This is a genomic window from Sulfuricurvum sp. IAE1 (genome assembly GCF_004347735.1).
GTDB lineage: Bacteria > Campylobacterota > Campylobacteria > Campylobacterales > Sulfurimonadaceae > Sulfuricurvum.
Genome location: NZ_SLTI01000007.1, coordinates 69,399 through 95,457, shown reverse-complemented (window position 1 = coordinate 95,457; position 26,059 = coordinate 69,399). Strand labels below are relative to the sequence as shown.

23 protein-coding genes are annotated in these 26,059 nt (G+C 54.8%); 10 read left to right on the top strand and 13 right to left on the bottom strand.

Going from position 1 to position 26,059, the window contains the following annotated elements; genetic code table 11:
* Nucleotides 1–2: 2 nt before the first annotated feature.
* Nucleotides 3–989, top strand: a complete 987-nt coding sequence (locus E0765_RS01055) for a PAS domain-containing sensor histidine kinase (RefSeq protein WP_188109909.1) — start codon at nucleotides 3–5, stop codon at nucleotides 987–989.
* On the opposite strand, the gene E0765_RS01050 is transcribed toward E0765_RS01055, so the two are convergent.
* The 11 genes from E0765_RS01050 to murJ all read right to left on the bottom strand — a co-directional run bounded on the left by E0765_RS01050 (nucleotide 981) and on the right by murJ (nucleotide 14,167).
* Complete coding sequence (locus E0765_RS01050) at nucleotides 981–3,197, bottom strand: EAL domain-containing protein (RefSeq protein WP_132811363.1); 2,217 nt, start codon at nucleotides 3,195–3,197, stop codon at nucleotides 981–983. The genes E0765_RS01055 and E0765_RS01050 overlap by 9 nt on opposite strands.
* A gap of 89 nt (nucleotides 3,198–3,286) precedes the next feature.
* Nucleotides 3,287–3,961, bottom strand: a complete 675-nt coding sequence (locus tag E0765_RS01045) for a YggS family pyridoxal phosphate-dependent enzyme (protein WP_132811362.1) — start codon at nucleotides 3,959–3,961, stop codon at nucleotides 3,287–3,289.
* A complete protein-coding gene (rseP, locus tag E0765_RS01040) occupies nucleotides 3,958–5,010 on the bottom strand; it encodes an RIP metalloprotease RseP (RefSeq protein WP_132811361.1) in 1,053 nt (350 codons plus the stop codon). The genes E0765_RS01045 and rseP overlap by 4 nt, the downstream gene beginning before the upstream one ends.
* A 3-nt stretch (nucleotides 5,011–5,013) precedes the next feature.
* The gene (gene pgsA / locus E0765_RS01035; protein ID WP_132811360.1) at nucleotides 5,014–5,562 is read right to left on the bottom strand and encodes a CDP-diacylglycerol--glycerol-3-phosphate 3-phosphatidyltransferase; all 549 of its coding nucleotides are present in this window, start codon (nucleotides 5,560–5,562) and stop codon (nucleotides 5,014–5,016) included.
* Nucleotides 5,559–6,332 (bottom strand): enoyl-ACP reductase, encoded by a 774-nt coding sequence (locus E0765_RS01030; protein WP_132811359.1) that lies wholly within the window; start codon nucleotides 6,330–6,332, stop codon nucleotides 5,559–5,561. Before E0765_RS01030 ends, pgsA begins: the two co-directional genes overlap by 4 nt.
* Before the next feature lies 1 nt (nucleotide 6,333).
* Nucleotides 6,334–7,227: a 4-hydroxy-tetrahydrodipicolinate synthase gene (gene dapA / locus E0765_RS01025; protein WP_132811358.1), complete on the bottom strand. Its 894-nt coding sequence runs from the start codon at nucleotides 7,225–7,227 to the stop codon at nucleotides 6,334–6,336.
* A complete protein-coding gene (locus E0765_RS01020; RefSeq protein WP_188109908.1) occupies nucleotides 7,224–8,525 on the bottom strand; it encodes a pitrilysin family protein in 1,302 nt (433 codons plus the stop codon). Before E0765_RS01020 ends, dapA begins: the two co-directional genes overlap by 4 nt.
* Nucleotides 8,522–9,580, bottom strand: coding sequence for a quinone-dependent dihydroorotate dehydrogenase (locus E0765_RS01015; RefSeq protein ID WP_132811357.1), 1,059 nt, complete (start codon nucleotides 9,578–9,580; stop codon nucleotides 8,522–8,524). The genes E0765_RS01020 and E0765_RS01015 overlap by 4 nt, the downstream gene beginning before the upstream one ends.
* 58 nt (nucleotides 9,581–9,638) lie before the next feature.
* Complete coding sequence (locus E0765_RS01010; protein ID WP_255417807.1) at nucleotides 9,639–11,354, bottom strand: ABC transporter ATP-binding protein; 1,716 nt, start codon at nucleotides 11,352–11,354, stop codon at nucleotides 9,639–9,641.
* Nucleotides 11,351–12,748, bottom strand: coding sequence for a cysteine--tRNA ligase (gene cysS, locus E0765_RS01005; RefSeq protein ID WP_132811356.1), 1,398 nt, complete (start codon nucleotides 12,746–12,748; stop codon nucleotides 11,351–11,353). Before cysS ends, E0765_RS01010 begins: the two co-directional genes overlap by 4 nt.
* Nucleotides 12,749–12,763: 15 nt before the next feature.
* A complete protein-coding gene (gene murJ, locus E0765_RS01000; RefSeq protein ID WP_132811355.1) occupies nucleotides 12,764–14,167 on the bottom strand; it encodes a murein biosynthesis integral membrane protein MurJ in 1,404 nt (467 codons plus the stop codon).
* Between the two features lie 85 nt (nucleotides 14,168–14,252).
* On the opposite strand from murJ, the gene E0765_RS00995 reads away from it, so the two are divergent.
* From E0765_RS00995 to E0765_RS00970, 6 genes are read left to right on the top strand one after another with little or no spacing between them, the layout of a single operon-like run.
* The gene (locus tag E0765_RS00995) at nucleotides 14,253–16,151 is read left to right on the top strand and encodes a flagellar assembly protein A (RefSeq protein ID WP_132811354.1); all 1,899 of its coding nucleotides are present in this window, start codon (nucleotides 14,253–14,255) and stop codon (nucleotides 16,149–16,151) included.
* Nucleotides 16,148–16,711 carry a Holliday junction branch migration protein RuvA gene (ruvA, locus tag E0765_RS00990; RefSeq protein WP_132811353.1) on the top strand — a complete coding sequence of 188 codons (564 nt, stop codon included), beginning with the start codon at nucleotides 16,148–16,150 and terminating at the stop codon, nucleotides 16,709–16,711. The genes E0765_RS00995 and ruvA overlap by 4 nt, the downstream gene beginning before the upstream one ends.
* Nucleotides 16,712–16,729: 18 nt before the next feature.
* Nucleotides 16,730–17,767 (top strand): D-alanine--D-alanine ligase, encoded by a 1,038-nt coding sequence (locus tag E0765_RS00985; protein WP_132811352.1) that lies wholly within the window; start codon nucleotides 16,730–16,732, stop codon nucleotides 17,765–17,767.
* Entirely contained in the window at nucleotides 17,768–18,502 is a 735-nt protein-coding gene (locus E0765_RS00980) for an alpha/beta fold hydrolase (RefSeq protein ID WP_132811351.1), read from the top strand.
* Between the two features lie 6 nt (nucleotides 18,503–18,508).
* Nucleotides 18,509–19,951 (top strand): UDP-N-acetylmuramoyl-tripeptide--D-alanyl-D-alanine ligase, encoded by a 1,443-nt coding sequence (locus E0765_RS00975; RefSeq protein WP_132811350.1) that lies wholly within the window; start codon nucleotides 18,509–18,511, stop codon nucleotides 19,949–19,951.
* A 26-nt stretch (nucleotides 19,952–19,977) separates the two neighbouring features.
* A complete protein-coding gene (locus E0765_RS00970; protein WP_132811349.1) occupies nucleotides 19,978–20,469 on the top strand; it encodes an HIT domain-containing protein in 492 nt (163 codons plus the stop codon).
* An 89-nt stretch (nucleotides 20,470–20,558) separates the two neighbouring features.
* Here E0765_RS00970 and E0765_RS00965 read toward each other — a convergent pair whose 3' ends face one another.
* Together E0765_RS00965 and E0765_RS00960 are read right to left on the bottom strand one after the other, a co-directional pair.
* A complete protein-coding gene (locus E0765_RS00965) occupies nucleotides 20,559–21,389 on the bottom strand; it encodes an iron-binding protein (RefSeq protein WP_132811348.1) in 831 nt (276 codons plus the stop codon).
* Nucleotides 21,389–21,820 (bottom strand): iron-sulfur cluster assembly scaffold protein, encoded by a 432-nt coding sequence (locus E0765_RS00960; RefSeq protein ID WP_132811347.1) that lies wholly within the window; start codon nucleotides 21,818–21,820, stop codon nucleotides 21,389–21,391. Before E0765_RS00960 ends, E0765_RS00965 begins: the two co-directional genes overlap by 1 nt.
* A gap of 59 nt (nucleotides 21,821–21,879) precedes the next feature.
* On the opposite strand from E0765_RS00960, the gene E0765_RS00955 reads away from it, so the two are divergent.
* The 3 genes from E0765_RS00955 to E0765_RS00945 are packed head-to-tail and all read left to right on the top strand — an operon-like array spanning nucleotide 21,880 to nucleotide 25,954.
* The gene (locus E0765_RS00955; protein WP_132811346.1) at nucleotides 21,880–23,616 is read left to right on the top strand and encodes a YgiQ family radical SAM protein; all 1,737 of its coding nucleotides are present in this window, start codon (nucleotides 21,880–21,882) and stop codon (nucleotides 23,614–23,616) included.
* Nucleotides 23,617–23,673: 57 nt separating this feature from the next.
* Nucleotides 23,674–25,191 carry a response regulator gene (locus tag E0765_RS00950; protein WP_132811345.1) on the top strand — a complete coding sequence of 506 codons (1,518 nt, stop codon included), beginning with the start codon at nucleotides 23,674–23,676 and terminating at the stop codon, nucleotides 25,189–25,191.
* On the top strand, nucleotides 25,184–25,954 hold the full coding sequence (locus tag E0765_RS00945) for an MBL fold metallo-hydrolase (protein WP_132811344.1): 771 nt from the start codon (nucleotides 25,184–25,186) through the stop codon (nucleotides 25,952–25,954). The genes E0765_RS00950 and E0765_RS00945 overlap by 8 nt, the downstream gene beginning before the upstream one ends.
* The last annotated feature ends 105 nt before the right edge of the window (nucleotides 25,955–26,059 follow it).

The window sequence follows — 26,059 nt, the reverse complement described above, 5'->3', positions numbered from 1 at the left end:
AGATGGCGGAGATCATTTCGGCCGACGAACTCAGGGCGCTGATCGACCAAACCTACCGTGTCGAAGAGGAATACGTCGCGCTGCGCCGTTCGTACGAGCACCTGCAGAGCACCATCGAACAGGTGATCGAGTTTCTCCCCAACGCGATCTGGATCGTTGACCCCGACGGGCGGATTTTTCTTCAGAATTCGCAGGCCAACGCACTGGAAGACCTTTTCGGAATTCTGCGGCTGGATGAAGAGGATTACGAGATTACCTTCCATGATCGCTCCTACCTGATAAAATCGGCGCTCCACAACGACAAGCGGCTCCTCAGCGCGACCGACATCACCGAACAAAAACGCAAAGAGAACCTGGCCACGATGGGGCAGATGGCGGCGCACCTCTCGCACGAGATACGAAACCCCATCGGTTCGATCGCACTGCTCACCTCGACGCTGCTCAAACGGGTCAAGGAAGAGAACCGCCCTATCGTCGAAGAGATCCAGAAATCGCTCTACCGGATCGAGCGGATCATCAAAGCGACGTTGATGTTTTCCAAAGGGGTCAGCGCACAAAAAACTCCTTTACGGTGGCTTCAAATCCGCGAATCGCTCGAAAACGCCATCGGCTATTACAGCTACGGGAAAAAGATCACGTTTTCTTTTCCGCATGAGGACTTTGAGTTGCAGGGGGATCTGGACCTGCTGGTGATGTTGTTTAGCAATTTTGTTTTCAATGCGATCGACGCGATCGAGCTGGATGAGGAAGAAGAGGGGCACGTCGAGATCGTCCACTCCGAAGAGGGAGCGTTTCATCTCTTCGAGATTTACGACAGCGGGATTCCGATCGAAAACAAAAAATGGCTTTTTGAAGCGTTTCGCAGTACCAAGCTCAAAGGGAACGGACTGGGACTCGTCCTCTCCAAAAACATCGCCGAATCGCACGGCGGCGAGATCGCATTGTGCGAAGGGGAACGCAAAGGGTTTCGGATCAGTCTCTTACGCTAGGGGATGGGGAGGGGCGATGTAGTAGCCCTGGAGATAATCGACCCCCAGTTCGCGGCATTTGTCGTAGACTGCTTCGTTGTGGACGAATTCGGCGACGGTTTTAAACCCGAGGTGCTTGGAGAACTCCGCAACCGCGTTAAGGATCGTCTGGGCGTTGGGGTCGGTGTCGACGTTGCGGATCAGGCTGCCGTCGATTTTGAGAATGTCGACGTCGAGTTTGATAATGTGGGCGAAATTCGAATACCCCGTTCCGAAATCGTCGATGGCGATTTTGCATCCGAACCGCTTGGCTTCGGTGATGAACGCCGAAACCTCCTGGTAATTCTCGATCCCCTCGCTCTCGAGGAGCTCGAAAATCAACCGATCCGAATGGATTGAATAGCTCAGTTTTTTCATCAGGTACTCGCGGGTGTGTGAATCGATAATGTCGTCGACGGAGAGGTTGATCGCGTAATTGTACGAGGTTGTTTCGAGCATTTTGAACACTTCATCGATCACGAAACGCGAAATCAGGGGATAAAGGCGCGATTTTTTGGCGGCCGAGAGGAAATAGGCCGGCGAGATGACCGATCCGTCATGGTCGATCATCCGGATCAGCGCTTCGTACTCGACGACGGTACCGCCCTTATAATCGACAACGGGCTGGTAGTGGAGGGTGAAGCGGCGGTCTTCAATCGCCTCTTTGACTTTTTTGTTCCACAGGATATTTTGCTCGTACTCTTTTTTGATCTGCATCGTCTCGTCGTAGAGAAGATAGCTGAGGTGGCGTTTTTTGGCCGATTTGAGGGCCATGTCGGCATTGATCAGCAGCGCGATGCGGTTGGTGCTGCGGCTGCTTTCGGCAATGTCCATTCCGACGGTCAGTGAAATATAGATGGTTGCGCCGTCAAGGTCGTAGTTTCTTTCTTCGAGGTGGTTGACGATGGTGCTGCGCGCCTGTTCGAGCTTCGTGCGGCTCAGCGGCTCGGTTACGACAAGCGCAAATTCGTCCGAGGGCATTTTGTAGAGTTTTATCGGAAAATGACGGATGACGTCCGCAATCGAATCGGCAAGCCGTAAAAGGGTTTTGTCGCCCATTGCATGGCCGTAGAAATCGTTGATCTCTTTGAAATTGTCAATATTGAGGAGCATCAGGGCGTAGAAACGGTCTTCGTGGATGTCGCGCAAGAGAGCCTGACGGTTCGGCAGCGAGGTGAGATGGTCGACGTAGAGCTGCTGTTCGAGACGATGATTCAGGGCTTTGGTGATTTCGGCATCGCGGTTGATGCGGCGGATCAGCGCCGAAAATCCGTAATGCAGGGCGATCCCCATGCCGATGAGCAGCAGGGCGCTGGCGATGAGCAGATTGCGGAATTCCTCGCGGTAATACTGGACGTCTTGGGTGATATCAAAGGCGCACGTCATCATCGCAATGGTTTCATTTTCGTAATTTTTCAGCGGGCGCGAAGCGATGACGTAATCGGCATCGTTGATGTGGTACTGGTCGCTTTTGGTGAATGTAAAATGATCGGGCAGGTGTTCGAAGAGAGGATCGTTCGAAGAGACGAGTGAGTAACCGCGGTAGTCGATTGCGTCCGAATCGGGGAGAACCTGCTTGAGGCGCGCCGTATCGAATACGATGGCGCTTTTGACACCCGAATTGACGTCAAGCCGTTTCTGGACCCGGTTGATTTTGGCGACGGTCTGGACGATACCGATGAACTTTTCGTCTTTGAATACGGGGATGATCGCCACGACGGCTACGTCGTAGATCGTGACGTCGAGTGACATGATCGGTTTTTTCGATTCGATGGCGCGGGCGAGGATGGGACGTTTATGAACGATGTTGTCACCGTATTTGGCGGGGTCTTGAACCCGTAAAAAGTGTATTCCGTCCGCACTGATAAATCCGGTGAGGTCTGCGTCACCGTGTTTTTTCGCTTCCTGGAAATAAGGGAGGCTGTAGCGGTAGAGAGCTTCCCGGTCGCGTGCTGCGAAGGCATCGACGACGTTGCGGTCGCCGGCGAGTTTGTAGGCAAGCGTGTTAAGCCCCGCATACGTGTCGGCCATGGCGAGATCAAACGAGTTTTTGAGAAGCTGACGGTGAGCAAGGGTTTTTTCTTCGAGGACGTCTTGTTTGTCTTGGACGATGGCAAAGGTAAACATGGCGATGATGACGAGGACCAGGCCCATGGCGATCAACATTGCCCTCGTTCTGATTCTGTCCATCCGTGACCCTTACATCGTTGTTGGCATTTGCCTAAGCAGATGATTATAGCACAACCCTTCCCGATTGCGGGAGAGCGGATAAAAAAATGTTATCTTGGAAAGAGAATTGATCCCAATCGAACCATGTTCGAGCCGCATTCGATCGCCAGTTCAAAATCGCCGCTCATTCCCATCGAGCAGACGGATGCGCCCTCCAGGCGGTCGAAAAGGGAGCGGGTCGTTTCAAAACTTTTACGGATCAGGGCGGGATCATCGACGTGCGCCCCGATGCTCATGATCCCCTGCAGTTTCAAACGGGGGCACTCATGGGCGATCTGGTCGTAACGTTCCAGGAACTCTTCGGGCGCAAAGCCCGCCTTGCTCTCTTCGCGAGCTGAATTGACCTGCACCAGCGCCCGTAGGGTTTTCCCTTCGCGTTCAAGCCGCTCGTCGAGGGCGCGGGCCAGTTCGAGCGAATCGATCGAATGCATCAGATAGGGGTTCAGGGAAAGGAGATGGTTGATCTTGTTTTTCTGCAACGTGCCGATGAAATGCCACTCGATCGGGAGGTCTTCAAGCGCTTCGGCTTTGGAGAGCAGATCCTGCACGCGGTTTTCGCCGAATGCGCGCTGTCCGATTGCGTATAGGTCGCGAACGGCGTTTGCGTCGACGTATTTGCTCGCGGCGACGATCTTGACGATATGGTGGTCGTTAACTCGGAGCCGGGCTTTTTCGATCCGCTCGATGATCCGGTCGAAATGGAGTTTGTATTCCAAAGAGGTCATTGCATCATCCTTGTAATGTCGTTGTAGAGACCAAGGCCCATCAGCCCGAGTAAAAAGATCCACCCACCAAGGGTGAGGCGGTAAACAGCCTCGTCGCTCGGGGCTTTTCGGACGATCATTTCGTAAAGGTTGAACATGATATGACCGCCGTCGAGCGCGGGGATCGGAAGGAGATTGAGCACTCCCAGGTTGACCGATATAAGCGCCGCGAAAAAACACAGGCTCATCCAGCCATACGCCGTCGCGTCGGCTGTGATGGAAACGATGCTTACCACCCCTCCGATCTCTTCTGCGGGGACAACTCCGGTGATCAGTTTCTGCACGCTTTGGAAAATCAGCAGTGATGCGGCATAGGTCTCCTCGCCGGCATAGGCGAGTGCTTCGACGGTCGAAAGCCGCATCGTATGAACTTCCCCGGATGGGGCGATTCCCACCATCGGCTGGCGGATCGTCTCTTTGAAGATGTTTTTGCTTTCGCTGATGCGCGGGGTGACGCTCAGGAAGTAGATCGCGTTGCCCCGTTCGACCTGAAGGCTCAGGGGGGCTTCGGAACTTTTGATGATGTCGGAGAGCTCGTTCCATGTCGCGATCGGTTCGCCGTTGACACTCAGTACGCGGTCACCCTGCCGCAACCCCGCCGTTTGGGCGGGAGAATCGGCGACCACTTTGCCGATTACGGGAGAGAGGGCTTGCGGCCCTCCCAGGGCGATCGCGAAGTAAAATACCCAGGCGAGGGCGAAATTGGCCAACGGTCCTGCGAGTAGGATCACAATGCGCTGCCAGGGTTTTTTGGTGTTGTAGCTGTCGTCGTCGCCGCTGCGTGCCGTGGGATCGGCATCGTCCTGGCCTTTCATCTTGACGTATCCTCCCAGCGGGATCGCGGAGAGCTGCCAGCGGGTATTCAGCCAGGTAAACGAAGCGATCTTTTTACCGAATCCGATGCTGAAAACCTCGACATAGACGCCGAAATAGCGTGCGGCGACGTAATGGCCCAGTTCATGGAAAAAAATCAGGGCCGAGAGGACGAGGAGCGCGACAATCCACGACATGAATTACATTTTCCCTTTGTAGGCTCTGGCGAATCCGACGAGGTACTCCGCACCCGAATAGACGGTGAGGGCCACCGCGATCCACAGCAGTGCGTCGGCAAAAGGCCAGTGCATCAGTAAAAAGCCGATGGCGATCATCTGCGCTACCGTTTTGACCTTTCCGGCCAGTGAAGCGCTGACGTCGATCCCCTCGGAGATTGAAAGGGTTCGGAGCCCGGTGATGAAAAGTTCGCGGACAATGATGATATAGATGGCCCATGCCGAAGCCGCACCGCTCATCATCAGCCCCAAAAATGCGGCAAGTGTGAGCATTTTATCGGCAAGGGGATCGAGGATCTGTCCCACAATCGTGATCTGGTCGAGTTCACGGGCGATGTAGCCGTCGAAAAAATCGGTGACGCTGGCGATGACGAACAGCAGCGCCGCGGCGTAATAGTTCCAGCTCACGTGCCAGCCCGCATCGGTAAAAATCTGCGGGTTCAGGATGATCCAAAACATCACAGGGGCAATGAGGAGGCGGATAAACGCCAGGATGTTGGGAAGGTTGATCACTGGAAAGTGGTCCCGCCGTCGACGACGATGGTCTGTCCGGTCACCCACGAAGCGCCGGGACCGCAAAGGAAGAGACACGCCCCTGTCAAATCTTCGGCTTCACCCATGCGAGAGAGGGGCGAGCGGGCGACGACTTCGGCTTTTACTTCTTCGTAGTTGGGGAAGGCGCGGAGCGCGTCGGTATCGATCGGTCCGCCGCTGACGGCGTTGACGCGGATCCCTTTTTCACCAAGCTCGGCCGCCGCGTAGCGCACCATCGCTTCGACGGCCGCTTTGTTCGTACCGTGTCCGGCGTAGTTAGGGGTGTAGACGAGGTTTCCGGTCGAACTCATCGAAATGATAGAGCCACCGCCCGTTTTTTCCATCCGTTTTGCCGCTTCCTGAGCCCCTACGACGAAGGCGTTGACGGTTGCGGTGTAGATGTTGTTAAGCCCTTTGGGCTTGAGGCGCATGAAGGGACCGAATCCGCCGACGACGGCGCGCCCGGAGATGATCGCATTCGAGATGAAAAAGTCGAGGCGCTCATAATCTGCGTCAAACTGTTCGAAAACCTGTTTGTACTCGTCGGGTTCGAGGATGTTGAGAGCGTATCCGCGACATTTGACGCCGTAGGTTTTTTCGACGTCGTCGGCGATCTCTTTCGCGATTTCAGCATTGGAGTTATAGGTAAAGGCGACGTTGCACCCTTCTTTGGCGAAAGCATAGACGATTGCTTTACCGATACCGCGGGTTCCGCCGCTGATGAGTAGAGTTTTTCCTTGAAATGACAAATTAGGCTCCTTTGATGGTGTAGTTTTTCATTACCTCTTCGAGGCGTTTGAGGTTTTCTTTGGCCGGCGGCACGAGAGGGAGGCGATATTCGAGGGTGTCGATGAGTCCCGCGACGTACATCGCCGCCTTTATCATGATCGGGTTTGATTCCAGAAAGAGGGCTTTGTTGATCGGGTAAAGAGCATCGTTGAGGGCTTTGGCACCTGCAAAATCGCCGGAGAGAGCTTTGGAAACGAGTTGCGCTTTCATGTCGGGCAGCAGGTTGGAGGTGACCGAAGTGATTCCCGCCCCACCGCAGGCAAGAATGGCGTAGTCGATCGCGTCGTCACCGCTGAACACTTTGAGATCGGGGCGGCGGGAGAGCAGCTCGATACTTCGTTCGATGCTCCCCGTCGCCTCTTTGATACCGTAGATGTTGGGGACGTCGTCGAAAAGACGGATCACGGTATCGGCACTGATGTCGACGACGGTGCGTCCTGGAACGTTGTAGAGCATCATCGGAAGCTCCGGGACCGCTTCGGCGATGGTTTTGTAGTGCTGGTACAGCCCTTCCTGCGAAGGTTTTACGTAGTAGGGGGCAACGGAAAAAAATGCGTCCACACCGCAGTCGCGGGCCATTTTAGCCGCCTCGACCGCTTCGGCGGTCGAGTTGCTGCCCGCCCCGGCGAGAACTTTCGCACCGGTTCCGCGGCATACTTCGACGGCAATCTCCATACAGCGGCGGTCTTCATCGTAGGAGAGCATCGCACTCTCTCCCGTCGTTCCGACCGGGCAGACGGCGTCGATGCCGTTTTGTATCTGCCTTCGGATCAGTTCCGCATATTTTTGCTCGTCAAGTCTTCCGTTTTTAAACGGTGTGATCAGTGCGGTAGTGCTTCCGGTTACGATGTTCATTTCTGCCCTTTTCTCAAAATAAGTGTGGTTGATTTTTCAGGTATAAGATAGGTTTTGGCAACCGACTGGATGTCGGACGGTTCGAGTGATTCGATCGTCGCTTCGTAGCGTTCCAGCGGCGCGAGGTCGCCTCGGGCGAGATAGCTTCCGAAAAGGTCCGCGACCGACGTCGAACTCTCGAGGGAATAGATGAAGTCGGCTTTGGTGTTGATTTTGATCTTGTCGAGTTCGGCTTTGGCGACAGGAGTTTTTTGGAGCTCTTTGATGATCGTCCATATCTCTTTTTCGACGCTTTCGGCTTTGACGCCGTTGTTGCAGACGGCGAGGAAGAGAAAAACGCCCGGATCGATCGTCTCCATGTTATAGGCGTAGATCTGGTTGACGAGCCGTTTTTCGTCGACGAGGATACGGTTGAGACGCGAACTTTTCCCCGAACTGAGGAGCTCACTCAACGCCGAAAGTTTGGGCTGGTCGGCATGGCGGAAGTCGGGGATCGGAAAGGAGAGGGCGAGCATCTCCACTTCGCTCTCCTTGTGCACCTCGACGCGGCGAGCCCCGTCCTGGACGGGTTCGACCGTCTTGACCGAAGGGACGGTGCGGGCGTTGGTGATGGAACCGAAATGTTTTTCGGCCTCCGCGAAGACTTTGGCAGGCTCGATATCGCCCGTGACGAGAAGAATCGCATTCGAGGGCTGGTAATAGGTCTCGTGAAAATTTTTGATGTCTTCGAGGCTCCACGTCTGGATGTCGTTCATGAAGCCGATCGGCGTCCAATGGTAGGGGTGGTACACGTAAGCGGTATTGAACAGCCGGAAATACAGATACCCCATCGGGTTGTTGTCGGTGCGCCAGCGCCGTTCTTCGGCGACGACGTTGCGTTCAGGCTGGAACTCGTCGTCTTTGAGGTTGAGGTTCTGCATCAGTTCGGCGAAAAGGGACAACGACTTGGGAAGGTTATCTGAACTGGACTTGATGTAATAGTGGGTGAAATCAAACCCCGTCGAGGCGTTGTTGAGCCCCCCGATGCTTTTGACCTCTTCGTCGAATTCCCCGGCTTTGAGGTTTTTCGTCGATTTGAAGTTCATGTGTTCGAGCATGTGGGCTATCCCGCTCTTCCCCATCACTTCGTTACGGCTTCCGACTTTGTAAAAAATATCGGTCGAGATGACGTTGGTGCCGTTGTCCATCGGGATGGCGACGACCTGTAGTCCGTTGGGAAGCGTCCGCGTTTCGTAGCGGGGAAGGGATGATGCCATTAGGGTTCCTATCGTGAAAAGTGTCGCGACGAGAAGTCTCATCGCCGATCCGCACCGATTGCTTCGGTGATCGAGGCGTAGCCGTCGCTTGCGATCAGATCGATCAGGCCGCTGTTGATCTCTTCGACCACTTCGGGTCCTTTGAAAACGAGGGCGCTGTAGAGTTGGACCAAAGACGCCCCGGCGCGGATGCGGCGGTACGCCTCTTCGGGAGTGCTGATGCCGCCGACGCTGATGAGGGTCGTTTTGCCGAAGAGTTCGCGCGCGATCGCGTCGAAAATGTAAAAGCTCCGTTCGCGGAGCACTTCACCGCTCAGACCGCCGATCTCTTCGGGTTCGGCGACGAGGGAATAGTCGATCGTCGTGTTCGTGGCGATGATCCCGTCAGCCCCGCTCTCGACCGCGTGTGCGCACAGCGAAACGGCCTGGTCTTCGGACATGTCGGGGGCGATTTTGAGAAGGATCGGCTTGGACGTGAGCGATTTGGCTTCGGCGAAGAGGCGGGTAATGAACTCCTCGTTTTGGAGGTCGCGGAGCCCCGGGGTGTTCGGCGAGGAGATGTTGATGACCATGTAATCGGCGTAGGGGTGCAACGCTTTGATCAGGGTCGTATAGTCGCGCAGGGCATTCTCTTCGGGGGTGATTTTGTTTTTCCCGATGTTGACCCCGATGGGGGTGCTGAAGGGATAAATGTTTTTGAGGCGGTGGCTGATGCGGAAGAGACCGTCGTTGTTGAATCCCATCGCGTTTTGGAGCGACTCTTCTTCGATGTGGCGCCACAGCCGCGGGCGCGGGTTCCCTTCCTGCGGTTTGGGGGTGAGGGTGCCGATTTCGGTGAAACCGAATCCCATCGCCTGGACGCCGTGGAACATCGTCGCGTTTTTGTCGAATCCCGCTGCGAGGCCTACGGGATTGAGAAACGTACGGCCGAAGAGTTCCTGTTTCAAGGAAGGGTGGGTGATAAAATGTTTGGCGGTCCACCCGTTGAAAAGAGGAGGGCAGAAACTTGCTCCGCGGAGTACGACGGCCGCAAGAGTATGGGCGCTTTCGGGTTGAAGTTTAAAAAGCCAGGGTTTCAAAGATTCGTAATCAAACATGCCGTCTCCGCCGATTTAAAGTTATCGGGATTATACACAAACTCGTGTTAACCCGTGTTTATTCTTCCATTTTTCCCGCAAGCCGGCGGTAGTTTTCGGAGCTTTCCAGAAGCTCTGCATGGGTACCGCGTGCTATGATCCGTCCCTCTTCGAAATAGAGGATCGCGTCGGCGTCTTCGACGGTACTGAGCCGGTGGGCGATCGTAATCGTGATCTTGTCTTTCGTATAGTTCGCAAGCGCTTTTTGGATCCGTTTTTCGCTTTCGTTATCCAGCGCACTCGTCGCCTCGTCGAGGATCAGCAGCGAGGCATGCTTGTAAACGGCCCGTGCGATCGCGATCCGCTGACGCTGTCCGCCCGAGAGGTTGGAACCGAACTCCATCATCATCGTATGGATCCCCTCGGGAAGTGATTCGGCAAATTCGAGGGCGTCCGCCGTTCGCAGCGCCTCCCGGACACGTATTTCGTCTATTTCACTGCCGTAGGCGACGTTTGCGGCGAGGGTGTCCTGGAAAATATAGACCCGCTGCGATACCGACGCTATCTGCGAACGCAGGGAATGCTGGGTGTAGTCGCGCAGGTTACGGCCGTTGAGGTAAACGTTCCCCTCGTCCGGATCGTAAAAACGCAGCAGGAGGTTGACAAGCGAACTTTTTCCCCCTCCGCTCTGACCCACAAGTGCGATGTTTTCTCCGGAGCGGACGTCGAGGTTCAAGCCGCTGAGGGCCGTTTTCTCACCGAAGCGGAGCGTCACGTCCTGGAAGCGGATGTCGCGGATCGGTTCGCGAAGTTCCGTATCCCCGTCCTTGATTGCATTGTCAAGATCGAAAACCGCAAAAACCCGCTCGCTCGCGGCCTGGGCATCCTGGATACGGCTATAGATTGCGCTGACCCGGCGAAGCGGCTGAAATACCAGCCCCACCGCCGTGAGGAACGCGGTAAACTCTCCGACGCTCATCGCCCCCGAATAGACCTGCTGCCCCCCGACGAAGATGACGCACGCCAGACCGGTCGCGGCGATCATCTCCATCAAGGGAGAGACGAGTTCTCCGGTGTAGACGGCTTTCATGTTCAGTTTGAAAAAGCGGTCGTTCTCATCGCGGAAACGCCCCATTTCGTACTCTTCGGTCGCGTTGGCCTTGATGATTTCGCTGTTGTTGAACACTTCGGTCAGCCGGGTGATGACGTCGGCGTTTTTCTCCTGGGAACGGTGGGAGAGGCGTTTGAGCCGTTTGGTGATTTTCAGTAGCGGGACGATGATGAGGGGCATGACGAACAGCGCCCAAAACGCCAGCGTCGCGTTGAGATAGACGACGTAGACCACCAGCGCGACGACGGTGAGGCTTTCGCGGATCAGTTCGGGCATCATCGTCGAGACGAAATACTGGATGCGGGAGATGTCGTTGGTGATGCGCGAGATCAGCTCCCCGCTGCGGTTCGTGTAGAGAAACTGCATGTCCATCCGCACCATTTTGTCCAGCAGGTCTTCGCGCAGCCGCGAGACGATGTGAAGGCCGATATGGGTATTGTAGACCGACTGCAGATAGCGGCCGATCGATTTGATGACGTAGATTCCGACCAGCAGGGCAGGAATGACGTAGAGCATGTGGGGTTCTTTTTTGATGAACATGTTGTCCATCAACGGCTGCATGATGTGGGCCGTCCCCGCGGTCGCGGTGACCGTGAGCAAAATACCGATGAGGACCATCGCGTACTGGAATTTGTACCCTTTGATGTAGGGCCAGTACCGTTTATAGATTTCGTTGAATTTCACCCCTGCATCTCCCAGAAGGTCCCCGAGGGGGTATCCATGATCATCACCCCCATCGCGACCAGCTCGTCGCGGATCGCGTCGGAAGCGGTAAAATCCTTGATTTTTTTGGCTTCGCCGCGCCGCTCGATCAGTGCGTCTATTTTCGCTTTCGTCGCTTCGTCAAGGCCGAACTGGAAATACTCGTACGGATTCTGAGCCCCGAACCCCATCACCTCTTCGATCACCGCAAGCGATCCCAAGAGGTTCTGCCGGTAGGCTTTGTCTTTTGGATCGGTGTCGAGCTTTTCGTTTGCCGCGGCGATCAGCTCGTCGATGAGGGCGTAGGCCTTAGAAACGTTGAGATCGTCTCCCAGCGCTTCGAGCAGGGCGGATTTGAACGCGGCGTTCGATGCCGCGCCGCTCATCCCGAAGAGCCGCTTTTTGAGACGGTAGAGACGGTCGAGCCGTTTTTTCGCCGCGATAAGGTCCTCTTCGTTGAAGTTGAAATCGCCGCGGTAGTGGGTGCTGAGGAGATAAAAACGGATCACTTCCCCGTTATAGGCGCGTAGCGCATCTTTGAGGAAAAAGCTGTTTCCGAGGCTTTTGGACATTTTTTCCCCGCCGATCGTCACAAAGCCGTTGTGCATCCAGTAGCGGGCGAGCTCGCGGTTGGTGGCGCAGCGGGTTTGCGCCGCTTCGTTCTCATGGTGGGGAAAGAGGAGATCCGCGCCGCCGCCGTGGATGTCGATCGCGTAAGGGGTCCCTTCGCGGGCAAGGTAGGATTCGATCATCGCCGAACACTCCAGGTGCCATCCGGGGCGTCCGGGGCCGAAAGGGGAATCGAACGCGACGCCGTCGTCGTTTACCGCTTTCCAGAGGGCAAAATCGGCTTCGTGGCGCTTTTCGCTTACTTTTTCGACGCGACTGACGTTCTCGCTGCTTTGGCGGTTGGAGAGGGAAAGATAGCCCCCGTCGCTTTGAGTGTCGAAGTAGATGTCGCCGTTGGCGATCCGGTAGGCGTGGCCGGTGTCGAGCAGTTTTTGGATCATCGCGCTCATTGCGCCGATCGATTCGGTCGCTTTGGGTTCGAGGGTAGGGGGACGCACGCCGATAGAAGCCATATCACGATGGTACGCTTGGGTGTAGCGCTCGGCGATTTCGGCGGTGGAGAGCCCCGATTCGATCGCTTTGTTGATGATTTTATCGTCGATGTCGGTGATGTTGCGGGCGAATGTCACCTCGTACCCTTCGGCCTCCAGGACGCGGCGCAGCAGGTCAAAGACGAGGGCGCTTTTCGCATGCCCAAGGTGGGCGTCGTCATAAACGGTGGGGCCGCAGACGTAGAGGGAAACTTTTCCCTCTACTTGGGGTTCAAATCGAAGTTTTGTTTTCTGAACGCTGTCGTAGATAGTCATGAAAATCCTGTCGTTTTATCGGATCAAGTGTATCAAAAAGTCGTTTAAGGCGTAGAATGCCGCTCCGAATGCCGCCGTTCCCGCAACAAAATAGAGGCTGTAACGGCTTTTGAGGAGGTCGAAAAAGAGTTTCCATCCGACTTCGCGGACGGTGAGGATCATCTGCACCGCACCGCCGATGCTTCCGGCCAGAGCGAGTCCCGCCGCTCCCATCGACTGCATCAGTATAACCGAGAAAATGACGTTGACCACGAGCGAGATAACGGCAATCTTGGCGGCCATCAGATGTTTGTGCATCGCGTAGAGGTACATCGAAAAAAGTTTGGCCAGCCCAAAGGGGATAAGCCCCACCATGTACATCATCAAGACATCCGCGGTGTTGCGTGTGTCCTCGATGTCGAAGGCCCCCCGTTCGAACAGCAGCCAGATGATCGGTTCGGCCAGCAGCATTCCACCCAGTACCGAGAGCCCGAGCAGTGCGCTGAGGAGCCAGAACGATTTGTGGAGATTCTCATAGGCGAGGGTATGGTTGTCGTTTTTGATCGCTTTGGCGATTTTTGGGAAAAGGGCGGTCGTGATCGCCAGCGCGATGATCGCAAACGGCAGCTGGAAGATACGGTTGGCGTAAAAAAGATACGATACCGACCCGGCGGCGAGGAACGACGCGAGGCTTGTATCGATGAACGATGCGATCTGGGCGGTGGAGTTTCCCAGTACCGAGGGGAAAAAGAGGGAGCTGAACTTTTTTTCTTCGGCTTTGACGTCTTTGGTACGGCGGTATTTCCACCCCCCGATCAGAATTTTCATCAGCCCCTGTTTACGGATGGCGTAGAGATGGGTCGCCACCTGCAGCAGCCCTCCGATGAGGATCGAGAAGCTCAGGGCGTAGACGATGGTGGCGGGATCGGAGTTGGTGAAGAGGATCAGGGCGACGATCATCGCGATGTTGAGCCATACCGTCGAGAACGCGGTCGTAAAAAAGTGCTCTTTGTGCTGCAGCAGCGTCCCCAGGAAGGTCACGATGAAGATGAGGTCGAGGTACCAGAAATTGATCGCGGTGAGCGGTGCCGTCTGGGCGATCAGCTCTTTTCCCCAGTCCCATGCGAGGAGTTTGGTGAAAAATCCGGGAAAAATGGTGACGAGGAATGACAGTGCGACGATAAACGCCATGAACCGGATGAAGATCGCCACCGCAAAGACGCTTTTTTGATTTGATGCGATGTAAGAGGGCATGAAACTCTGGGTAAAAGAGCCTTCGGCGAAAATACGGCGGAAGAGATTGGGGAATTTGAACGCCATCAAAAAGACGTCGCTCCAGACGCTGGCACCCAGCGCCGAAGTCATCATGATGTCGCGTCCGAGCCCGGTCACACGGGAAATGAGGATGCCGAACGAATTGGAAAAAATCGATTTGAACATCGGATCGGGAAGCGCCTTTTTTAACTTTTACACAATTTTAACCGATATGTGATTAAAATAGGGCCACATTAGAAAAGGCGGTGCAATGGCATTGTTCAGCAAAGAGGGGGGCGAACAGCCTTCCGATACACAGCTCAAGCCGATTATCGTGCGGACGTCGAACGTCGCCAAGGAACTCCTCCAGACGGCCGCAAACGCCCAGTGTCCCGTACAGACGCTCGATTTCAACCTGCTCGAAACCCAGACGTTCAGTCGCAAGGACGCCAAGGAACACGAGGGATGGAACGAGATGAGCGACGACGAGGTGCGCGACATCGCCGAAGAACTTTTTCTCGATCCGGGCTTCGAACTCAAGCAGGTCCATGAGATCGAGATATTCCAGTCCGTTGAAAAAGGGCCGCTGGATTCCATCGATATGACGATCGGCGGGAATCCGACGCTGTGCAAAGTCTATCTTACGATCAAACCCGGCAGCGTAGCCCGATATTACGACGGGTTCCGTCAGGATTTCCTGCAGGCGGTACGGAAAAAAATGCTGCGCGCCCATCTTATGATTAACGTTTTCGATTCGATGATGGCCGAAAACCTCAAAGAGCTGATCGCCAGAATCCGGGTGCAGGGGACCTATACGTTCGAGAAGCCCGAGCGGTATCTGATCGCGCAGGCGTACGAACCGGTTCCGACGGTCAACGATGCCCTTGTCCTTCACTACGAAGCCAAACGGAAAAATCAGGATGAGCACGGGCGGATCGATTACGCCAAGCGCGGATACGTCATCAGTGCCGTGGCCGATGAACTTTTGATCGAATACGTTAAGCCCAAAATCGGCGAGAACGGGCGGAATTGCCGGGGCGAGTTCCTGACCCCTCCCGAGCCGACGGTCAAAAACGAGCCGACGTTTACGGTCGGTGAACACATCGCGGTCGTCGACACCCCAAACAGCATCGAATATCGCGCGAAAACGGGGGGATACGTCACGTTCGAGGGGGGAATGTACGACATCAAGACCGAAGTGGAAGTGACCGAAATCAGTTTTAAAACGACCGGTTCGATCAACACCGAACTCGATGCGGATGTCTCGATCAGCGTCAAAGAAAAAGATTCGCTCAAAGACGCCATCGGTCAGGGGATGGAGGTAACGGTCAACGTCATCCACATCGACGGAAGCGTCGGTGCCAACGCCAAAGTCACCGCGAACAAGGCCGACGTCGAAGGGCAGGTGCATCAAAGCGCGCTGATCCGTGCCGAAGAGCTCAACATCAACATCCACAAAGGGACCGCCTACGGCAAAACGGTACACATCACCCGTCTCGAACACGGCACGGTCGAAGCCGACGAAGTCTTCATAACGCAGGCGATCGGGGGGAAAATCAAAGCCAAAGAGATTACGATCGAAATGCTCGGTTCGCATGTGAAAATGACCGCTTCACGCAAAATCGAGGTCAAAAAACTCGTCGGCGGGGAGAATCAGTTCGTCATCGATCCCCTGATCAACGAATCGGTCGAAAACCTTTCGGAACGTTACGAGAAAATGGAACAGGCCAAACGTACCATCCAGGAGGTCAAAAAAGAGCTGGCGGGGTACGAGCAGATCTGGCAGGAAAACGCCGCATCGATGGAGGACCTCAAACGCAAACTCGCCCATTACCGCAGCAACGGGGTGAAACTTCCGACCGCATTCGTGCAGAAATACCAGCAATTCGTCCATTTGAAAGAGAAAATCGACGCGCTGCGCGAAGAGCTCAAAACCAAAGAAGACCAGTACGACTGGCTGGCGCAAAAACATATCGCGCTGCAAAGCGAGATTTTTGACGCCCGTATCATCAACCACGACGGGTGGCACAACCACAACGAGATTATTTTCAAACTCATCAATCCGCAGATGAACGTCAATTACGTTCCCCATGACGAAGATGACGAAAATATCCTGGGACTCTACCAGGACGCGGACGGAGAATTCAGTATTAAGGTGATGCCCGAATGATTGTCGGATTGGAAGGAATTATTGAACACAAAGAACCCTCGCTGGTGCATCTGAACGTCAACAGCGTGATTTACGAGGTTTTCATCTCGCTCCATACGTTCAGCTCGATCAGCCACGACCGGGCGCGATTGCACATCAGCCACATTATCCGCGAAGACGCTCAGCAGCTTTACGGTTTCACCCAAAAAAGCGAAAAAATCCTGTTCGAAGGGATGCTAAAAATCAACGGAATCGGTCCGAAAGCGTCTCTTGCCATCTGTTCGACCTTTACGCCGGAGCAGTTTGCGGGTATTATTTCATCCAAAGATATCAACGCGCTCAAAAAAGTTCCCGGCATCGGTCCCAAAAGTGCGGGACGGATTATGGTGGAGCTGGCCGGTTTCGACGCCGTATTGCTGGGAAACACAACGACGGCCAATACGGCGGTGAGCGAGGCGACGATGGCATTGGAGTCTTTGGGCTTCAAAAAAGAACAAATCGCCAAAGCATTGAGCGGATCGTTAGCGAACGATACCGCAACGCTGGTCAAAGAGGCGTTGAAACAGCTTCAAAAACTTTAACACAAAAAGGAATATCCATTGAAATTAGCCATTCTTTTCGGCGGAGCCAGTTTTGAACATGAAATCAGTATCGTCAGTGCCATAACGGTCAAAGAGAAACTCGGGGCGTTCGATTTGCGGTTCATTTTTTGCGATCAGGATCATACGTTCTACCTGATCGAACCGTCCAAAATGAAAGCGGTTACGTTTTCGCGCGGCGAGCACCGCAAAATGCCCAAACTGAGTATGACCAACGGCGGATTTGAACAACGCTCGCTGTTCGGATCGACCAAGCATGACATGCCGGTGCTCAACCTGATCCACGGCGGGGACGGCGAAGACGGCACTCTCGCGGCGATGCTCGATTTCTACGGAATCCCTTTCATCGGTCCGCGTAAAGAGGCTTCGATGCTCAGTTTCGACAAGGTCTACACAAAATGGCTGGCCGCGTCGCTGGGCGTCAAAACGCTCCCCTACGAAATCCTCCGGAAGGACGGCGCGCGCAGCGTTTCGACGGCGTATCCTTTCATCGTCAAACCGGCCCGTTTGGGCAGTTCGATCGGGGTGAGCGTCGTACGCGAAGCGGGCGAGCTCGATTATGCCCTCGACGTCGCGTTCGAATTCGACGATACCGTTTTGATCGAGCCGTTCATCGCAGGGGTCAAAGAGTACAACCTCGCCGGTTTTGCTGCCCGGGGCGAGATTACCTATTCGATCGTCGAAGAACCCCAAAAGGCCGATTTCCTCGATTTTGAGAAAAAATACCTCGATTTCTCGCGCAGCGGTACGGTAGCCGAAGCGGACGTCCACGAAAAACTGGTCGCACATCTGCGTGAAGCGTTTGCGGCCATCTATCTCCCTTTGTTCGAAGGGGCGTTGATCCGCTGCGATTTCTTCGAGATCGAAGGGGAAGTTTATCTCAACGAGATCAATCCGATCCCCGGATCGATGGCCAACTACCTGTTCGACGATTTCCAGGGTGCGGTGCAGAAACTCCTCGGATCGCTTCCCGATAAACGCGCCATCCGCGTAAAATACGATTACATCCACTCGATTTCTCAGGCCAAAGGGAAATAAGTGGCACTCAAGTCGGTCCAGTATAAGAATCACACGTTTTCGATCAGTTACGAGATACTCAATCCCTCCGCCCACTACGACATTATCTTTCTTCACGGGTGGGGATCGCATAAAAATCTGATGAAGCACGCTTTCGGGAACCATTTGCGGCAGTTCCGGCATGTCTACATCGACATGCCCGGATTCGGGAACAGCACCTGCAACATGCCCCTTGATACCGAAGACTACGCCAACATCCTCGAGTCGTTCATTTCACAGATCAACGTCTCCAAAACGATCATCGTCGGCCATTCGTTCGGCGGGAAAGTGGCGACGCTTCTTAACCCCGACATGCTCGTTCTCGTCGCGTCGGCGGGGATTCCCGTCCCCAAACCGTTTAAAGTACGGGCCAAAATCGCCCTGTTCAAACTGCTCAAATTCAGCGGGCTTGCGGGTCTGCGCCGTTTCTTCGTCGCACCCGACGCGCAGGGGCTCTCTGAACCGATGTACGAGACCTTCAAGCGGGTTGTCAACGAAGACTTCACCGACGCGTTCCGCTCCTTTAGCGGCAAAGCGCTCCTGTGCTTCGGCCGTCAGGACACCGCGACCCCGTTGTGGACGGCCCATAAAATTGCCGAATTGATCCCCGGATCGAAAGTCGTCGAGTTCGACGGCGATCACTATTTCTTCCTGGAACAGAGCGCGACGGTCTCCAAAGAGATCGAAATCACATTCCTTAAAACACTGGAGCACTGACGTACAATGGATATCCTGCATCTTCTGGACTTCGTCACCAATTTTTTCTTCGTCATGGCACTGGGATGGTATCTCATTACCAATCTCCAGTGGTACGACTACAAAATCGAACGGGTGGTTTTCCGCCATCACAAGAGCTGGTGGCACGCTCTTTATTTCTTTGTGCCGTTTGTTCTGTATTACGTCGCGTCGGAGTATTTCAGTGCGATTTTCTTCCTGATCGTCCTCCCTTCGCTGATCCTCTGGCACCGCAAGCTGGATAAAAAGCTCGTCCTTACCTGGCGCGTCAAACGGTTTTTGATCCTGCTGGGGTCGTTGACCCTGCTGGTGAACCTGATGATCGCGCTCAAGGGATGGGGAGAGACCTACAGCGTTCTGATGCCGCTGGTTGCGGCATACCTCCTTTCCGGCGGGGCTGAAAAGTTCCTTTTCCTGGCGTACAAAAAACAGGCCAAGCAGAAAATCGCCTCGATGAAGGATCTCACCATCGTCTGCGTAACGGGGAGTTACGGGAAAACGTCGATGAAAAACTTCATTGCGCAGGTTTTGGGGACGAAGTTCAACGTTTACGCGACGCCGCGCAGCGTCAATACCCTCGGCGGGATCATCCGCGACGTCAACGAGTCGCTCCCTTCCGACACACAGGTGTACGTGTGCGAAGCGGGAGCACGGGAAGTGGGCGATATCTACGCGATCGCGCAGCTGCTGCATCCCCAGATCGTCGTGGTCGGAAAGGTGGGGCCGCAGCACCTGGAGTATTTCAAAACCCTCGAACGGATCAAACGGACCAAACTCGAGATTATCCATTCCGATCGGCTCAAACGGGCTTTTGTCCACACTTCGGTGACCGACGAGCCGCATGAAAAAGTGACGTTTTTCGGCAATGAAATCCAAAACCTTGACGCCACGCTCGAGGGGACCGCATTCGATATGGAACTGGGTGGCGAAACGGTCCATTTTCATACATCGGTGCTGGGGGGATTCCAGACGATCAATATCAATGCGGCGATTCTGATTGCGCAAGAACTCGGGATGAGCGCGCAGGAGATCGCTTCGGCGGTCAATGCCCTCAAAAGCGTCGAGCACCGCCTCGAACGGATCGATGCGGGCGGCAAAATCATCCTTGACGACGGGTATAACGGCAATATTGACGGGATGCTTGAGGGGATCCGGCTGTGTTCGCTCCATACCGGGCGCAAGGTGATCGTGACGCCGGGGCTGGTGGAGAGCACCGAGGAGTTGAATTCGCAGCTCATCGGCGCGATCAACGGCGTGTTCGATATTGCGATTATCACCGGCCAGCTTAATGCCGCCCAGTTTGACAAAGAGCTGAGAGTGCCGCAGAAAATCATGCTTGCCGACAAATCGCAGATGGTCAAAACGCTGGGTGAAGTGACCCGCGCGGGCGATATCATCCTCTTCGCCAACGACGCGCCGAATTTTATCTGACCCACTCTCGGGGCGAAAGGGAAACCATGCAAGAGATTTTGTACGCCCCGTGGCGGACCGAATACGTTTCGGGCGAAAAGATCGAGGGGTGCGTTTTCTGTCACATCAGCGCCCACCCGGACGATGACGCGCAGCTGCATGTCCTGCACCGTGACGAACACTGTTTTGTGGTGATGAACCGCTACCCCTATACTCCGGGCCATTTCATGATCATCCCCCACCTCCACACCGACGCCCTCGAAGCACTTGACCCGCAGGCATGGCTTCACATCACGGCGCTGGCCCAAAAAGGGGTTCGGATGCTCAAGGAAGGGTTCGGGGCACACGGGGTTAATCTGGGAATGAACCTGGGGAAGGCGGGAGGTGCCGGGATCGCCGAACACATCCATCTGCACCTCGTTCCGCGTTGGGAGAGGGATACAAATTTTATCACTTCGACCGCGCATACGCGGGTCTATTCAACCGATTTCGACCGGATATACGCCCGGCTCAAAGAGCTCGGCGAAACCTATTTTTAAACGTTCGCGCTATTTTTTTTTGCGCGTGAGGACGAATCCCATGATCGCGATCATCGCGACCATCAGCACGAGGTCCATTCCCGTCGTATTTAATTGTTCCATAATCTCTCCTCTAACAGTTTTTTCATGATCTCAATGTGGTAGCTCTCCTGGTAATTGATGAACTCGAAGAACGCCGAGAGTTTTTCATCCGTTACCGCTTCGGAGAGGCGGCGGCACTCTTCTTTGGCGTTTTCTTCTTCGACGATCCCGTTGCGGAGGAACTTCTCCATGTCCTCGATCACATATGTGCGTGGATGCAGTTCCCTCGGTAACGCCAGAATCCCCATTTTCGCCATCATTTCGCCGAACGATCGGAGGTGGAAATGGGATTCGTCGATGAGATCGGTGAACGAAGAGCTCTGTATCGCGCTCCCCGCCCGTACGAGACGATAGAGATAGATCAGGATCAGCTCGTATTCCTTGTACAGCTCTTCGAACAAAAAAAGGCTCAGGGCGTCGGTTTGTGCCCGATCCAGCGGTGCATCGCTCCAGACACGGCGGCGGTCGAATGCCCCGGCGATATCGAGGGAAAGAGGGCGGTATCCCTCGATAACGCCCTGAAAATAGCGTTCATCCCGGCGCATCCGCTCGCAGAGCAGGGAACCGTCGTAGAGGGTGTCGAGCGTTTGGAGCTCGGCCAGTGCGGCATCCACTCCATCGCGGAGGGTACTAAATTCGATCCCGAATGTTTTGTCACGGCCGTAATCGTAAGGGGTTGAGGCATCGTAGAGGTGTTGAGAGAGCCATTTGAGGTGGCGGAACTCGATTTGGGAAAATTCATAAAGGCGGCTTTTGATCTGCGGATCGGGTGCGGCGAACGAGAGAAATGCCAGGCGCAGCCACAGCTGGTGTTTAGCGCGGAAGAGTTCGGCGTCCATCACGGTTCCACCTCGCATTCCATAGCGATCTCGATCGCGTGGAGTTCTTCGCTCGACCCTTCGCGTCTGTGCCGTTGATGGATTTGCGCGGCGTCGAACGCCGTGAGGACCATATGGGCGCACGATTGTTGTTTGAGAGGCCCCTGTGTGACCTTTTCGCGCAGTTTTTCGGCGGCCTTGGCGGCGTATTCAAGACTTTCGCCTTTGACCATTTCGGTAAACATCGATCCCAGTACGACCGTGTCGTGGCAGCCGTTGGTCGCATAGCCGATATTTCGGATGATTTCCCCCTCGCAGTCAAGGTAGAGAATAACGAATTCGCCGCTTTGCTCGGAGTGTCCGACGCCCACTCCGGTGGGATTTTCGAGCGGGCCGTAATTGCGGGGGTGCATGAGATGCTCGATGATCTCTTGGTTCAGATTATTTTCCATTCGAAGATTATAACGTAGCTTGAACCTCTTTGTAAGAGTATGCGCCGTACAATCGCGTTATGAAAGTAACCCCCGAAACCCTCCGTTATCTCCCCACCACCCGTGCCGAAATGGATGCGCGCGGCTGGGAGCAGTGCGACGTCATCCTCATCAGTGGCGACGCCTACATTGATTCGCCGTTTATCGGCGTCGCGGTGGTCGGACGGATACTGGAGAGGGAAGGGTATCGCGTCGGGATCATCGGACAGCCCGACATCGCGACCGACGACATTATGCGGCTGGGGGAGCCGCGCCTTTTTTGGGGGGTGAGCGGCGGGAGCGTCGATTCGATGGTGGCCAACTACACCGCCACCAAAAAATTCCGCAAAAGCGACGATTACACCCCCGGCGGGGTCAATAACGCCCGTCCCGACCGCGCGACACTGGTCTACACCAACCTGATCCGCAAACATTTCAAAAACACCGTTCCCATCGTACTGGGGGGGATCGAGGCGAGCCTGCGCCGCGTCACCCATTACGATTACTGGTCCAACAAACTCCGTAAGCCGATCCTGTTTGATTCCAAAGCCGATTACCTGATTTACGGGATGGGGGAGGGGGCCATCATCGAGCTGCCCAAACGGCTCGAGCGCGGCGAGTCGCCACACGATATACGTGGATTGTGCTATATCGCAAAAACCCCCGTCGAAGGGTATCTGACGCTTCCCTCACACCAAGAATGCCTCGATAACAAAGAGCGCTATATCGATCTGTTTGATCTGTTTTACGACAACAACGACCCCATTTCGGCCAAGGGGCTGTGTCAGGAGGTGGACGGCCGCTACGCGATCCAGAACCCTCCCGCCGATTATCTTGATGAGAGCGAGATGGATGCCGTCTCCGCACTCCCTTTTACCCGCGAGCTCCATCCCTATCACCGCCCACAGGGGGGCGTGAAGTGTCTTGAAACGATCAAGTTCTCCATCATGACCCATCAGGGGTGTTGGGGGGAGTGCAACTTCTGCGCGATCGGGGTCCATCAGGGGCGTACCATCCGTACCCGCAGCGAAGAATCGATCCTCTCCGAGGCGAAGCAGTTCACCGAGTATAAGGATTTCAAAGGGATCATCAGCGACGTCGGGGGACCGACTGCGAATATGTACGGCTACGAGTGCTCCAAAAAGCTCAAACACGGCACCTGCGATCATCAGCGCTGCGTCGACGACACCCACCTGTGCAAGAAAATGAAGGTCGACCACACCCGGGTCATCAACCTCCTGCGCCGTCTGAGGGAAGTTCGGGGGATCAAAAAAGCGTTCGTCGCCTCCGGCGTTCGGTACGATCTGATCAACGAGGACAAACGCCAGGGGTACGAGTACCTCAAAGAGATGGTGCGCCACCATATTTCGGGGCAGATGAAAGTGGCTCCCGAGCACACGTCGCCCCACGTGCTGCACCTGATGAACAAACCGGGTAAACAGACCCTCGTCGATTTCAAAAAACTCTACGACCGCCTCAACCGCGAAGAGAGGAAAAACCAGTTTTTGACCTATTACCTGATCGCGGCACACCCCGGATGTACCGAAAAAGACATGCACGACCTCAAGCGTTTCACGACGCAGGAATTGAAGATGAACCCCGAACAGGCGCAGGTGTTCACTCCGACTCCCGGAACCTATTCGGCGGTGATGTATTACACCGAGATGGACCCTCAAACGCGTCAAAAAATCTTCGTCGAAAAAGATACGGCGCGCAAAGAGAAACAAAAACAGATCGTCGTCGCGAAAGATACCTTCAAAAGCGGTTTTGCGAGTTAGAAGCGAAAATCTGCTATCCTACCTCCTTATGAGAACGGCAAGGGGCGAAAGGGAGCGATGGTAGATCCGGACGTATTGAAAAAACTCCGCAAAGCGCTGCACAACTACCCTCTGCTCTACGTCGAGGAGAATTCCGCGCTGAACGCGCAGGCTTCCGCCTTGTTCAAAAACATCTTCGATACCGTCTACGCGACGTGCGATGCGACCGAGGCTCTGGACCTCTACGAACGCTACCGCCCGGCCATCGTTGTCGCCGACATCAAAACGCCGCTTCTTGAGGGACTCAAACTCGCCAAAAATATTACGGCGATCGATCCTTCGGTCAAGATCATCTTTACCTCTTCGCATGACGACAAAGCCCTTCTTCACGAAGCGATCCGGCTGGGGGCGTTCGATTACATCGTCAAACCGATCACGGTGCAGAGCCTCGTCGATGTACTGGTGCGGTGTGCTCGGGAACTGCGGCTTCAGATGCACCAGCGTCTTTTCAACACCTACCTGCAAAACATCTTCAACTACCAGCACAACCTGATTTTGCTGCTGCACCGCGAAACGGTCGTGATGGCCAACCAGCCCTGCCTGGATTTTTTCGGAGCCTCGAGCATCGAGGAGTTCGGCCGGCGTTTTCTCAATTTCGGGGATCTGTTGCTCGAACACAGCGGTTTTTTGTACAACCACGACAAGATCGAATGGCTCAAAGAGGCCAAAAACCGCCCGGGCAAACTCTTTAACGTCAAAATCGCCGACGCCGAGGGGAACAGCCACCACTTCGTCCTAAACATGCAGGCGATCCCCGACAAAGAGGACTACTATATTCTTTCGCTCAACGACGTGACCGAACTCAATTTGCTCAAACTCTTCGATCCGAGTGTCGCAGAAAAAGAGTCGATCCAAAAAGACAAACGGATTTTGCACGGTTTGCTGGAAATGGCCAAACGCAATAACGCCAAAATCAAGATCCACAACCTTTACAAAGGGCTCAGCATTACCAACGACGGCGTGATCGACGGACTTGATGACAATTACGTCTGGATCAAAACCACCTTCATGCAGCTCAAGGCGATGCAGTTTGAGCGCCGCGTGGTCCTCGTTTCGGACATTTTCCCGATGTTCATCGTGTCGACCGATCTGCTGCGGTTTAATTTCGACCGGATGACGGTCAAGCTGGGCGAATGCCGGATGACGACCACCAGCCCGACCCGGCGGCAGTATATCCGCGTCCCCCCCGATGCAGAGGCGAAAGCGACGCTGCTGTTCCAGGGGCGAAAATTTGAAACGGAGATCCAGATCGCCGATATTTCGATCAAAGCGATGCGTTTGATCCTGGCCTCTCTCCCGGCGGGGTTTCAGGCCGGATCGAAAGTGATCCTCGATTTCGTCCTTGGGGCACCGCCGCTCAAACCGATCATCATCAACACCGAAGCGGAAGTCTACCGGATCGGGGAACTCTACCATCAGTACGAAGCGGTTTTTACCTATGAGCTTCGGGGCCGCCACCATAAAGAACTCATCGACTATATCGCCAAACGGCAGATGCAGTTAATTCGGGAATTCAAGGAGAGACAAAATGAATAAAGAAACCGTATTATTCGAAGAGGGGGCGCACAAATGCGTTATGTTCAGCCTCGAAGACGAAGAGCAGGAAGAAAACTCACTGTCGGTCAACCAGTTTCTGATCGTCCAGGGGGATAGCGCGGTATTGATCGATCCGGGGAGCGGGGCGATTTTCACCGAACTCTACGACGCCGTTGCCCGCCACATCGATCCCAGGAAGATCAAATACATTTTCTTTTCGCACCAGGACCCCGACGTTGCGGGGGCAATTGCGGAATGGAGCGTCGCTACGAGCGCACAACTCGTTATTTCTGGGCTTTGGAGCCGTTTCATGAGCCATTACGGGCTGACCGATTCCTCACGGATCATCGCACTGCCAGACCACGGAGGACGGGTCCCGTTCAAGGACGGTTTCATTCAGTTCATCCCGGCTCATTTCCTTCACAGCCCGGGTAACTTTTCGCTTTACGACAGCCGTTCGAAAATCCTCTTTTCGGGGGACATCGGTGCGGCGATCCTTTCGCCTCAGAACCTGAACAAGCGGGTGGACGATTTCGAAAGCCACCGTCCGTTCCTGGAGAGCTTCCATCGCCGTTACATGGCGTCGAACGTTTTTTGCCGGGCGTGGGTCCGCGAAGTGAGACGTTATGAGGTCGATACGATCGCTCCCCAGCACGGTTCGCTTTTTCGGGGCGGGAACGCCGCGGCTTTTCTGGAGTGGTTCGAAAACGTCGAAGGGGGCGCCGAGCATATCGACGGGCTCTATCTTCCCAACGTGGAATAATGGCGCGACCCCTCGGGGGAGGAAGTGGAACATTTTTTGCGCTCTTACCTCCCTTTTAGTTTGAATCTCCTACAATAAACGCTTCAAATACAAGCATACGGATCA